At 35.1% G+C, this 13263-nt stretch carries 13 protein-coding genes; 1 reads left to right on the top strand and 12 read right to left on the bottom strand.

Annotated elements, in window-relative coordinates:
• Positions 1 to 26 precede the first annotated feature (26 nt).
• Genes AC3B5D_RS06795 through AC3B5D_RS06820 form a run of 6 tightly spaced genes read right to left on the bottom strand, consistent with a single transcriptional unit; the run spans position 27 to position 4888 of the window.
• Positions 27 to 671 carry a bifunctional 4-hydroxy-2-oxoglutarate aldolase/2-dehydro-3-deoxy-phosphogluconate aldolase gene (locus AC3B5D_RS06795; RefSeq protein WP_489840778.1) on the bottom strand — a complete coding sequence of 215 codons (645 nt, stop codon included), beginning with the start codon at positions 669 to 671 and terminating at the stop codon, positions 27 to 29.
• A 20-nt stretch (positions 672 to 691) separates the two neighbouring features.
• On the bottom strand, positions 692 to 1234 hold the full coding sequence (gene hxlB / locus AC3B5D_RS06800; RefSeq protein WP_489840777.1) for a 6-phospho-3-hexuloisomerase: 543 nt from the start codon (positions 1232 to 1234) through the stop codon (positions 692 to 694).
• On the bottom strand, positions 1231 to 1854 hold the full coding sequence (locus AC3B5D_RS06805) for an orotidine 5'-phosphate decarboxylase / HUMPS family protein (protein WP_489840776.1): 624 nt from the start codon (positions 1852 to 1854) through the stop codon (positions 1231 to 1233). The genes hxlB and AC3B5D_RS06805 overlap by 4 nt, the downstream gene beginning before the upstream one ends.
• Positions 1854 to 2816, bottom strand: a complete 963-nt coding sequence (locus AC3B5D_RS06810; RefSeq protein WP_489840775.1) for a sugar kinase — start codon at positions 2814 to 2816, stop codon at positions 1854 to 1856. Before AC3B5D_RS06810 ends, AC3B5D_RS06805 begins: the two co-directional genes overlap by 1 nt.
• A gap of 25 nt (positions 2817 to 2841) precedes the next feature.
• Positions 2842 to 4137 carry a gluconate:proton symporter gene (locus AC3B5D_RS06815; protein WP_489840774.1) on the bottom strand — a complete coding sequence of 432 codons (1296 nt, stop codon included), beginning with the start codon at positions 4135 to 4137 and terminating at the stop codon, positions 2842 to 2844.
• Between the two features lies 1 nt (position 4138).
• Entirely contained in the window at positions 4139 to 4888 is a 750-nt protein-coding gene (locus tag AC3B5D_RS06820; protein ID WP_489840773.1) for a sugar phosphate isomerase/epimerase family protein, read from the bottom strand.
• A 434-nt stretch (positions 4889 to 5322) separates the two neighbouring features.
• Here AC3B5D_RS06820 and AC3B5D_RS06825 point away from each other — a divergent pair, with 434 nt between their 5' ends.
• The gene (locus tag AC3B5D_RS06825; protein WP_489840772.1) at positions 5323 to 6315 is read left to right on the top strand and encodes a LacI family DNA-binding transcriptional regulator; all 993 of its coding nucleotides are present in this window, start codon (positions 5323 to 5325) and stop codon (positions 6313 to 6315) included.
• Between the two features lie 113 nt (positions 6316 to 6428).
• Here the strand turns inward: AC3B5D_RS06825 and AC3B5D_RS06830 are convergent, their stop codons facing one another.
• The 6 genes from AC3B5D_RS06830 to AC3B5D_RS06855 all read right to left on the bottom strand — a co-directional run bounded on the left by AC3B5D_RS06830 (position 6429) and on the right by AC3B5D_RS06855 (position 13237).
• Positions 6429 to 7508 (bottom strand): M42 family metallopeptidase, encoded by a 1080-nt coding sequence (locus AC3B5D_RS06830; RefSeq protein ID WP_489840771.1) that lies wholly within the window; start codon positions 7506 to 7508, stop codon positions 6429 to 6431.
• A gap of 37 nt (positions 7509 to 7545) precedes the next feature.
• Entirely contained in the window at positions 7546 to 9177 is a 1632-nt protein-coding gene (locus tag AC3B5D_RS06835) for a peptide ABC transporter substrate-binding protein (RefSeq protein WP_489840770.1), read from the bottom strand.
• 396 nt (positions 9178 to 9573) lie between these two features.
• The gene (locus AC3B5D_RS06840) at positions 9574 to 9942 is read right to left on the bottom strand and encodes a DUF2255 family protein (RefSeq protein WP_489840769.1); all 369 of its coding nucleotides are present in this window, start codon (positions 9940 to 9942) and stop codon (positions 9574 to 9576) included.
• A gap of 53 nt (positions 9943 to 9995) precedes the next feature.
• Complete coding sequence (locus AC3B5D_RS06845) at positions 9996 to 10637, bottom strand: hypothetical protein (protein ID WP_489840768.1); 642 nt, start codon at positions 10635 to 10637, stop codon at positions 9996 to 9998.
• 87 nt (positions 10638 to 10724) lie between these two features.
• Positions 10725 to 11876 carry an ArgE/DapE family deacylase gene (locus tag AC3B5D_RS06850; RefSeq protein WP_489840767.1) on the bottom strand — a complete coding sequence of 384 codons (1152 nt, stop codon included), beginning with the start codon at positions 11874 to 11876 and terminating at the stop codon, positions 10725 to 10727.
• Between the two features lie 374 nt (positions 11877 to 12250).
• Positions 12251 to 13237, bottom strand: a complete 987-nt coding sequence (locus AC3B5D_RS06855) for an HNH endonuclease (protein WP_489840766.1) — start codon at positions 13235 to 13237, stop codon at positions 12251 to 12253.
• Positions 13238 to 13263: the final 26 nt, after the last annotated feature.

Raw genomic sequence — 13263 nt, forward strand, 5'->3', positions numbered from 1 at the left:
TTTATTTATCTGGAAAATTATTTTATTTAATTTTTAATACGTAAATATTCTTTATGGTATGCTTTGGCACGTGCCGTCACACTATCAAAATCACCAGTTGCTGCCGCACCAGTCAAATCACTACCAGCACCAACTGCGACAACGCCTAACTCAAACCATTCGTGCATATTATTCAAGTTAACACCTCCAGTTGGCATCACATTAACAAATGGTAATGGTGCTTTAATTGCTTTGACAAAGCCTTTACCGACAGAACTACCAGGAAAGACTTTTACAACATCAGCGCCATAACGCAAAGCCGTTTGAATCTCGTTAATAGTCATACAACCTGGCAAATATGGTATCTGGTATTCATTACAAATGAATGCTGTATCACGATCAAATGCAGGACTAACAATGAATTTTGCCCCTGCCATAATAGCAACTCTCGCAGTAATCGCATCAAGTACTGTCCCAGCACCAACAATTACCTCTGGATCATCAGCAAATTCTTCATTGATTTGCTTAATTAACTCATCAGCTGCAGGTGCTGTGAATGTTAATTCAATCGCTTTAACGCCACCTTTTATACATGCTAACGCTGTTTTATACGCCATTTCTTTTGTTTCACCACGCACCACTGATACGACACCAGCGGTCCCCAAACGTGATAATGTTTCAACTTTTTGCATGACACTCCCCTCTTATCTTACTATTCCATGTTACTATGAGTCGCTTTAGCAGAATCATTAGAAATATGATCACGTCGGCTAATCATTAAACATAAAATATCTAATGTAATGTGAACACTCTGGTCAAATAACGTACTTAATAACTGAATTGATTTCACACCATCACCTGTTTTGGTTGCGCCAGGTACAACGATTGTTGCATCCCCAATCTGACCCAAAGGTGATTGATGGTCACTTGTCACGGCAATTAAAGTTGCGCCAGTTTCTTTTGCTTTTTTACTAGGATTCAAAACACTACCTGTTTTCCCAGATCCAGACACTGACACTAAAACATCACCAGCTTGAATGGATGGTGTAATTGTTTCACCAATAACAAACACAGTGTAACCAATATGCATCAAGCGCATTGCAAAACCTTTAGCCATTAGTCCAGAACGTCCAGCCCCTAAAATAAAGATACGTTTGTTCTTATCAATTAATTTTTCAGCCTGTTCTAATTGGTGTTCATCAACTAATGACATCACTTCAGTAACTTCACTAACAACTTCTTCGATCAACTTCATTTAATTGCCTCCATAAATTTTTGTGCTGCATTAACTGGATCAGACGTCCCAGCAATTTTACTACCGACAATGATTATATCTGCAATGCCCTGTGCGGCAATTTTGCTAGCTTGTTCAATATCAATGCCCCCTGCAACAGCTATCCGTTTAATCTGTGAGTGCTTTTCATGAAATTGTTTGATCGTATCAACCGCATCAAATGATTCACCAGAATCTTTTGCATGATGCAATCCAAAAATAGCGTTTGGTAATTCGGGCATATCATTTAATCTATCATCATTGATTTCCATTAAATCAATAAAAATATCTTTTTTCGCATCTTGTGCAATTTGATAGGTTTGATTTAATGTGCCATTTGAGGAACTACCCATGACCGTTAAAATGTCAGCTGTTGTTTCAAAGCCTTTTTTAAATTCATATTCTCCTTCATCAATTGTTTTCAAATCGATCAGAAGTTCGGATTTTTCAAGATGAAAGGCATTTTTCTTAAGTGCTTCTAACCCATAATCTTTTACGATAGAAGTTCCTAATTCGATAATATCTACTTTACCATCCAAACGATGGGCAATTGCCATTGCTTCTTCAAGTGACACTCTATCAATCGCTACTTGTAACTTCATTACTCTTCGGATACTCCTTCTTTAATATAAAATTCTTTTAAGCCAACTGGTGTTGGATAGCCATCATTATCGCCAAGCGTTTGAACTTGTAATGCGCCGACTGCATTACCACGTAACACAGCAGCCTTTAGTGACTTTCCTTCCAATAAGGCTGTAATCACACCTAATGCAAAGCCATCGCCTGCGCCAACGGTGTCGACTACTTTTTCAACTTTAAATCCTTTGACAGTATAACTTTCACCATCTTGTGTCTTAACATATGCACCAGCAGGTCCAATTTTAACAATAACGGTCTTAGTACGCTCACCTTGTAAGTAAAAGTCAGCAATCTTTTCAGGATCATCTGAGCCCATCAAAATCTTTCCTTCTTCCATACCTGGTAAGACAATATCTGCCATACCAGCCAACTCATTGATTGTTGAAATCATTTTTTCTTTTGATGACCAAAGCGTTGGTCGTAGATTAGGATCAAACGTTGTCAAAATATTCTTATCAATAAGTCGCTTAAACAATGTCCGGAATGTATTTTCAGCAATATCTGAAATGGCAGGGAAAATTCCTGACATGTGTGCAATTTTCACATCAGATAAATCAACTTGATCAATGACTGCTTCTGTTAAATGGCATGCCGCAGAGTCTTTACGATAATTAAAAGTTGCTGGATCACCGTGTGTGACTAATTGCTTTAATTGGTGACCAGTAAAATGGTCAGCATCTTCAGAAATATAAGTCGTACCAACATTATGACTCAATATTGTTTTCTTCACAAATTGTCCAAATGGATCTGCACCCACTTGTGAAATATATTCTGAACTATGCCCCAAACGCGAAACGCCAATAGCGACATTTAATTCAGCACCCCCCATAATTTTATGAAAATTAATTGCATCAGCCAATGAAATATCTGCATCCTTTGACGCAAATGTCACTAATGGTTCTCCAATTGTAATAAACTCACTCATCTTTTTTCCCTCTTTTTTATTTTAATTAACCAAAGAATACGTATACTAGCACTTCGTTGATGATTGAAACTAGCCACATCACTGGAACACCATACTTCAAGAAGTCCTTCGACTTAACCTTCATGTAATCTAATCCCCAAACGTTCCATGATTGTGTGATATCTGTTGAAACAGCCATCAAAGTTGGTACGTAAAGCAATGGTAGTAAGAATGCATCATTGAATAATCCGGTACCTGACAAAACGGCTGCTGTTGCTGCACCGGCACCCCAAACATGTAATGGGCCACGGAACAAAGCTAATGGTGCTAATACACCAAGTGCGATGGCCAAAATCAAATGACTATGTGGCAAAATAGCATTAAATAATGGTTCGAAGTGTTGTGCATTTAATGTTGCAGCACCACTGAACATAATCAAGGCCATTAAGAAAATAATCAAACCTGAAATATCACTAATTGCTTGTGCAACAGTACTATTAATGAAGTTGACCGTTTCCTTATAGCTCTTCATCTTACCAGTTAAGAGCATGGCAACGATAACAGATAGGACAAGTGATGGAATCGCATCCCACTTGAATAACATGTTCATTGCAACTGGAATAACTGGCACAATGTAAGCGATATAAGGCACTTTCTTAACCGTCTCGCCACTTTCACTGAAGTTAGCACCGATAATCTTTAAGTTTTCCTCTGCATTTTGTGGCTTAAACTTCTTTCTCATCAAAACTAAGAAAATAATAACAATCGCCAATTGGACTAATGCAGCAGTCCATCCAAATTGTAAGTATTTACCACCATAAACTGCATGGGGGAAGAATGCTTTAATTTGGTTATACAAAACCACGTTGACATACATTGGTGCCCCAATTGCCAATGAGAAAGCTGTCAAGGCAATTTCACGAGGCACACCAACAGATAATAGAATTGGTAGCAAGATAACACCAATTGCAATAACAGAGCCAACACCGTAAGCACTAACGAAGATAAAGGCGGTTACGATAATAACTAGAATTGCTGCAATTAATGGTTTCTTTTTCCCTACCTTATTAGTTGCTTCAGAAATAGCAGGTGCAATCCCACTATCAACCAATACGCGACCAAACCATGAACCAAATACGATATAAATAATCGTTGGGCCATAATTCAATGCTGGTTCAGCAAAAACTTTTTGAATGGCTGTATTAAATGGTACCAAACCAATAATTGACCACAGGATAGCCATGACAAAGAATCCAATGACTAAGTTTCCACCTTTTAAAATGTAGAAAATAAAGATTGCAAAAGATATTAATAATAGTATTGAAATGATAGTTGAACTCATTTTAATCACCTATCTCGGCTTTCAATAACTGAATTTGTTGCTTGATTTGTTCATCTGTATCCATTGGATATTCCAAAGCAAATGACACATTATGTGGTAAGTGTGTCAAAATGTCACGCCAATCGTAAATCCCCTTATCTAAATCATCTGAAGTGCTTAATTCACCATCAACATTAACTGTATTCTTTAAATGAATATAATTTGTTGATTCACGTAACGCATCCGCACTCGCAATGGCATCACCATGCGTAAATGCCCAATTACCAAGATCATAAACATAACCAATACCTGTATAACCAACTTTATGAGCTGCATCTAAGAACGTCTTAATTGGTGCAACTTTACCACTCAGAATCGTTTGGTCATTTTCAACATTCATTTCGATCTTATTTAATGGGAACTTACGAAAGGCTGCTTGTAAATCACCATCAAACTTATCAAAATGGCCTGTGTTAAATTTAATCTTTGAAATACCTAGAATTTCACCTTCTTTGAAGTAGTCCATTAACTTTGGATTAACAGAACCATCTTCAGAAAAGACAACATCTGGGACACTGTAGTTAACGATCAGACCAGCTTCACGAGCACTTTCCCCAACTTGTGCAAGTTCTTTGTCTAAATCTTTGAAGTATTCACGCCGAACTTCAATACCATCAGCACCTAATGCCTTAACACGATCAACAAGTTGTACTTGGCTAACACCTTGCTTAACGTCTTTTTCAAAAATCCATGTATTTAAAATTACTGTCATGATAACCCCCATTATCGTCTATTTAACTAATATAAATTTATCTTCTAACCCTCATTCACTATTAAGTAAGTTAATTCATCATGCCATATACTATTCCTCCCCTTTTAATGGTGTAACGTTTTCCCACAACCACTATGTTAAACGCTACCCCTAATTTTTGCAAGCGCTTTATTAGCTTTAAAAAAGCAATTTATCGTTAAATTAATTGAAAAATATTTATTTTGGTGTAGCGTTACCCTAGTAAGGCGTACTATATTCAGGATAGATACAATTGTTTCATCTTTTTTCAATACTTTTACGTTTAAAAAAAAAGTATATTTTTCTCACAACATTGCTATAAATTGTGATATCTTTATATCATTAAAAACATCTTTTTAGACCGTATTTTATAATTGATTTATAATAACGTTTAATAAAGGTAATGGAGGAAAACGATGGTCGACGAAAAAAAGAAAAGAAAAGCGAATATGAAAGACGTCGCTCATTTGGCAGGTGTATCTACCACGACTGTTTCACGATTCTTAAATGGCAATTTAGATAAAATGTCCAATGGTACAGCCTTAACAATCAAAAAAGCAATTGAAAAATTACACTATATCCCAAACGCTGCTGCCCGACAAATGGTGACCAATTCAAGTAAGTTAATTGCCGTCATCGTGTCAAATATTGATGACTACTTCTCAACAGAATTATTTAAAGGAGCTAGCTCGTTCTTAGAATCTAAAGGATATATAGCCGTACTTTTTGATAGTAATGCGAGTAATGAAAAGGAAAGCCAGATAATTAAAACAACCAGTACATATAATTTTGATGGTATTATTTTCCAACCAAATGTCACAACCATGTCACATATTTTTTCTGAAATGTATACTGATACACCGATCGTCATTGTAGATCGCAATCTTGATACATCTATCTGGCCCCAAGTATTAACTGATAACTTTGAAAGTGCGAAAACTGCTACACAAATGTTTAAAGATGAAGGGTATTCACATGTCATTGTTTTAACATCACCTATTGATAGCATTTCAACCCGACGAGACCGTTTTCTTGGTATTCAGTCCGTCATGCCTAATATTGATATGGTTGAAATACCTGAAGATTCTTATAATAAAAAGAAAATTTATAAAGAAATTCAAACATTGATTAAAAAAAATAACGAGAAGACTTTGATTTTCTCGTTAAAGGAACGTTGGTTCTTAGAATTTGTACCATTATTAACATTTGACGGTCTGATTGATAATAAAAATGTGACAGTTACAGGATTTGCTGATACGAATACCGCCCATGCAATTAATCCAGATTCAAAATTAATTACACAAAATCCGTTTCTCATGGGGAGCATTTCCGCTGAATTAATGTTCAAACAATTAAATCATGAAACTATCGACAATCAGAAAATCGTCGTGCCAGCAAAAATTTTGTAAATGATTTAACCAACAACACGCAAAAAAGCTATCTCCTTTCATCTGAAATAGAGATAGCTTTTTTTGAATCCTCGATTTAATTTTTAGTTATTGATCCACCGCTTTTTTAACAATCAACCAAAGAATTTGGCAATCTTGGCAGCATCTAAATCTTTTAGAATTTCAACTGTTAAAGCAACGGCATGTTGGAAATCATCTAAAGATGTCCAGTTATAGGCTGTATGTTCATAACGAACTGGAATCCCAATGACAATCGTTGGTGCCCCATTCCAGTATTGAATAGGTGCCCCGTTGACACCACCACCGGTCCTGACAGAACGTGTGTATGGTATATGATGTTCATCAGCAATTTTAGCAGCATATTCCTCGAATAATGGATTAGCAATAAATGATGTATCCATATCTCTTAGCATTGGACCGCGCTTCAATCCTGTTTGAATTAACCAATCTTCTTCGAATGTATCATCACACGGGCATCCCTCAAAAACAATAGCTAAATCCGGTGATATTTTATTGGCAGTAACTTTAGCACCACGTGTCCCAACTTCTTCTTGAGTTGACAAAGCAACAGCCACATCAACATTAAGGTTATCATCATGAATTTGATCTAAAACATCTACTAAAGCAGCTGAGCCGACACGATTATCAAAGTCTTTCCCAAAAAACAGACGTGTTGCTGGGTAATACTCACAATCAACATCAGGGAAAATTGGACATCCTGTATTGATCTTAAAATCACGGATTGTTTCTTCACGACTAGTTGTACCGACATCAATCGACATTTCAGCAATCTTTGGCACTTGTTTCTTTTCTTCTTCAGTCATAAAGTGAGGTGGCTTACTAGCAACAACTCCTTTAATATACTGACCATCCTTATTACGTACACGTACGCGTGTCGTTGGCACATTAGTTGGTGCCCAACCGCCTAATGTCACAAACTTGATTAACCCGTTTGGACGAATCGCTTGTACAATAAAGCCAACCGAATCCGCGTGTGCATCAATTTGTACCACCGGTTTGTTACCCGTATTTTCAGGACGATCAACATAACTGTTGAAGATACCATCACGCGTAACTTTTCCATACGGCGTTGCTCGCTTTTCAAAATATTGGGCAACTTCAGTTTCAAATCCTGGCACACCATTTAAATTTGAAAAATCTTTAATAAGTTCAATCTCTGCTGCTTCTTTCACTATATTCACTCCTTTTATTAAAATTATTGTCCGCTAATTATTTGAGATAAGCTGTCTTATAGCTGTAATGTCCATTAATTCGATTATAAGAAATACCCTTCAGATGTGAATTTACCAAATCTTCAGTATTGCTTTGATAGATTGGTGTCACCACTTGACTCTTCATCAACTCTTTTTCAGCCGTTACCAAATCATCAAAACGTGCTTGCTTGTTTGCAGCATCCTTATTTAGAGAATCTGTAATTGCTTGATCATAAACCTTGTTTGACCAACCCGTGTGATTTTGCGCACTATCACTTGGGAAGATTTGCAAGAAAGTATATGGATCTGCAAAGTCAGCTGACCAGCCTTGGAATGAAATATCGTAATTGCCCGCATTAACTGTTTCAATACGACTCTTTGCTGGTACCTTTTGCAAAGTAACATGTAACTTAGGCAAATTTTTCTTTAATTGATCTTGTACAAAGACGGCAACTTGCTCAGATGAACTCACATCAGATGTAATAATTTTCACATTGAGTTTATCCTTACCTAATTCTTTCAATCCTTGCGCGAATAACTTCTTAGCTAATTTTGGATTGTAATTTGTCGTATTAGCAACCTTTGATACTTGGTAAAAGTCCTTATTGGTCTTAGGATCAGTCGCTAACTTTCTAGGAACAAAGCCATTTGCGGGTTGTGATCCATTCTTCAAAATACGTGTTGTTAATTGCTTACGGTTAATTGATAGCGAAATAGCCTGACGAATTTTGGTATTTGAGACACCAGAGTTACTCTTTAAATTGTATTGCAAATAAGAAGTTGCTGCTAATTGACGTTTAACAACATCTTTATGTTTTGATAGTTTTTGCGCTTGTTCTCCAATCAAAGTCATTTGATCTAACTTCTTTGTTTGATACAAATTATATGCTGTTGACGGATCCTTAATCACCGAATAATTAATCTTACTTAACTTAACATGCTTCTTGTCCCAGTAATATGGATTTTTGTTCAATGTCCATTGCGTTGTTGAGCCTGACCAACCCTTGCTGACAAAAGGACCGTTGTACAACGTCGTCTTTGAAGAAGTACCATACTTACTACCTTGTTGTTCCACAAACTTTTGATTCAATGGTGCTAACGTTTCTCGTGCCAGAATCATTTTGAAATATGATTGAGGTGCCACTAGCTGAATTTGTAACTGATACTTACCAGTTGCTTTGACTCCTAATTCACTAGGATCTTTTGTCCCGTTTTCAATGTCTTTAGCATTCTCAATATTGTCGAACAAGTATGCATACTCACTCGCTGTTTTGGGATTAACTGCACGTCGCCAGGCATAAACAAAATCATTAGCAGTAATCGTATCACCATTACTCCATTTAGCCCCTTGACGAATATCAATTGTATAAGTTTTTTTATCAGCCGAAATCTTCGTATTCTGTGCTAAAGCCTTTTTTGGGTTCCCATTGCTATCATAAACATACAAACCTTCTGTGACATTATCTAATTGTGTAAATGCATTGGTCTCAGTTGCTTTAGCTGTATCCAATGATGAAATTTCAGTGTTTGAATATGTACTAATAACCTGAGATGTTTTTGCATGCACAGTTTGACTGGTAACGCCAATACCACCAATCAAAATGGACACTGCCACCGCAGATTTCATCCCGAAATATTTTGTTGTCATGAACTTACCCCTTTATGTATCCCGCTATAAAAACGTCATTTTGTAGGTTACTTTATTATAAAATTAAAATTTGATTATAAAGTAATTAGTTAAAGTATATATTGCACTTAAAAATTAAACAAGCATAAAGCTTATAAAAAATAGTCATCCCTGATTTTTATTAACAAATGATTATAGTAATTTTAAAAAGCGCTTTATTGCCGCCAACATTTTCAAAATAACTAATAAATTAACTCATATTGCAAATAACACATCAATAAGCCGTATTTTCAGTGCAATGCTTATCTTATATTGAACTTTACCACTACAAAAATACCCAGCAGTTAAATGTTTACTTTAACTACCGGGTGACACTTAAAAATTTATTTAACAAGCGATTCTACATATAGCCATTTTTTACTTAGGCAAAACTTCAACCGTTGCATGTCTTGTTTTTTCTGTAAGCATTGGTGCAACATATGGACTAGGATCGTACTTTAAATGATATGCCTCGTCAATTTTATCCAAAACTGCTGGATCATTTTCTGATTGAAAAGTAACATCCAAACGTTCCTCATTTGATACAATATTTCCTTCTTGCTGCGCCATTGCACTCTGATACCATGATGAATTTGCACCATTATAAGCGCGAACAAATAAACGTCCATCCACAACAACAGACCAAATCCAAGTCGGTGTTCCTGCTACCCCGTTAGCACGGAATGGTGCAATATGAAAATCATCATGATCTTTAAAATATGCTAATTGTTCTTTATTCCAAGTCATACTATCCCTCCACAACTACAGTATAAACCATTTAAATCATATTCACCTATTAATTACTTTTTAGGAAATTCAAATATTAACTTCGCTTTTGGGTTGGTTGTAGTAACAATATTTTGATAGAATTCCTTGGTTGATTGCTTCAACAAATCATTATATTTAACAACATATTTCTGTTTTGATTTTGTATCTAATACTTTATTAATCATATCTGTTTCACTAATATTCGTCGTAAATGAACTAAAGATACCATTATGTTCGTCCAATACTTTAAACTTAGGATTATTGTAACCAATAAAAATAAACTTTTTAATCGCTATTTTATAAGTATTATTACCGATTGCTGTTATTTTAACATGCTTACCATCTACACCTAATTCGGCGTCAAACGAAGCTTGCATAATTTTTTGACGATTCGTACCAAAAATATTTTGACCAAATAACTTTGTCGCCCGTTTCTCATTTAAAATTTCAGATAACCCTAAATTGACCATGACTATTTTCTTCTCTTTTGTCAAAGATCTGACAGTTAAAGTCTTCTGAGATACCGTTTTCGTCTGAGGTGTTAACTCGTTTTTACTATGTTGGTTACTCACTTGATGTGAAATCAACACAACACCACATGCTACCAAAAGACTAATAATAATCCCCAAAATAAACCCAAACCGAATTGGTTTTCTAATATGTTTCTTTATCAAAAAATCCACCTGTTTCTAATATTAATCAATTCATTATATAAAAAATGGTGAATAAAAGCACCTGCCATAAAGAATCTACTCATTCATTTACTTCAAAAAATTACGAGCAATTCCTTGATAAGCATCAATCAAGCGCAAATAACTACTAATCGTTGTATACTCATTCAACTGATGAGTGACCGTATCTCCATCAGGTCCAAGAATCACCGTTGGTAGGCCAACATTATTTTTCACAAAGACACTTGCGTCAGTCGCACCATTCATAATGGTTAATCCCACTTGTCGATCGTCAAAAGCCGTCTGTGCTGCTTGTTGCACAATTTGGACAAAATCGTTATCTTTTTGTGTTTCAACCGCCTCAAAATTATGAATAATTTCTAATTCAAGTTTGGCATCATATAATTTATTCAACTGATCAATTGTTGTTTGAATACGCGAAATAACTTTCGCATTATTAAACGCTTCTGTTGGTCGAATATTTCCCTGTAATTCAGCTTGTGCAGGGATTGTATTAACCTGTTCACCCCCACGAATAACAGTAATACTATGCTGTACTTTACCTAGATACGGATCTTCTGGTGCATCATTAAATAAATCTTTTTCTACGTTAATATAGTTTACTAATCCCTGGATAGCGTTGATACCACGATCAGGTGTTGAACTATGTGCTGCTTTACCAGAACTCTTGATACGATAATTAAAACTGCCTGAATGTGCATAAATAATTTGTCCGTCCGTTGCTTCACCAATTACCAAGGCATCTGCATCATCAATTGCGTGTTGCTCATTTAAACGATATGCCCCTTGTGCACCATACTCTTCACCTGCTGTCACAATCAAGCGTAGCGTACCATTCAAATTTACGTCAGGATTTTCATGCAGTTCGATTAATGCAATCACTTCAGCAGCAAGACCACTTTTCATGTCCGCTGCACCACGACCATACAACTTATCACCATCAATATAAGCTTCAAATGGTCCATGTTCCCATGCTGATTCGTCATCAATTGATACCGTATCTTGATGTCCTGAAAAAACCAGTATCTTAGCATCAGCAATTTGATTACCAATTGATGCTTGTAAGTTCGCCCGATTATTATCAAATTCATCAACGCTGGCTACAATACCATGATTTTCCAATAACTTCTGTAAATACTTTGCAACTACAATTTCATGACCATTGACTGTATTAATAGTAACTAAATCTTGTAAAATTTTGATTTTCTCTGCTTTTTCCATGATAAAATACATCCCCTAATATTGATAATTAAAAACAATAGAAAAAGCTTCCACGCCCTTTGAACAAAAGGGTGAAAGCTTCACTGTACCACCTTAAATTTGTACTTTTCTCACAAAAAGTACCTTAGCAACTTATATACTTTATAAGTTATGACGATAACGTGTCTATCCGTAATAGCTACTTGCATAACTATTAGTACTCCAAGTTCATTTTCGTTTTCACTCACTTGTGGTTTTCTCAACAACCAACCTTCTCTGTACAAGTTAGTTAAAAATTACTCTACTCTTCAACGTATATTTTTAATTGTTATTTAATAAAAATGGTACTCGATTTGGTGGGGTTTTGCAAGGGAAACAATAAATAGTTATTTTTATTAAAATTCACAAGAATCATAATGATTTGCCAATGCTTTTTTATCAGGATAATCTTTTACATCATGCGGCAAATTCAATGTTACACCATCAAATTTACTGTATACTGTATTTTTTAAATTCGGTGACAATTCAACAATATATTTATTATTAATGCGAATTAGTTTTTTATCAAACAACAAATGCAAATCACTTCGTAATAAAAGACCATTATTAACCACATTTGTTTCTGTACCCATATATGGAAAAATGTGCGCTGCTTCCAACACTGGTTCCACATCAATACCAGATATTGCACATGTTTTATTATACGCATCAAGCAATTCATTACGAAATGTCGTTTGTCCTTGACGAATTACTATTGATCTTTTTTGTTTTTCCCTTGCATCCACAATATTACTAAAGTTCAATTCTTTACTAAATGAATTATCATCCTCTGAATACAAATAATTCCTTATTTCTTGTAGAGTTGTATCAGTGCTAATTAATTTATTGCTATTAGCAATCTGAATAATAAAAAATCCTTCATACCAATATAAAACCATACCAATTAAAAATCTATATGCATTTCTAGTTCCTTTTTTCTCTTTTTGTTGTATCACAACACCAATTGGTATATTTTTATTTTTATTATTCATTAATGCTATATTTTCTGTTACATTATTTTTCTCATAATAGATACTGTGAATGTCCGCTGAATCAATCTTACTTTCAGATTTTTGATGATAAAAAAAGAGTCCCGTTCCTTTTTTATTTTTAATTATATTTGAATCTTTATATGGACCATTGAGTGTTTGTTTTACAGATATAACGAAATTAGTGTTTTTAGGTTTAAATATGCCCGCTGCTGGACTGACTATTTGATTACCTATATCAGTTTTTGAATTCGTTGGTAACGTTTGTACTGTATTATGATTATTGTAAAACCACTCTAAAACATCTCTTTGTGTTTCATTTAGTTCAGAAAAATAGTTACGTATATCTTTCATAAATTCATCTCGTTTTCTAAATAATA

Source organism: Weissella sp. ESL1177 (genome assembly GCF_058107185.1).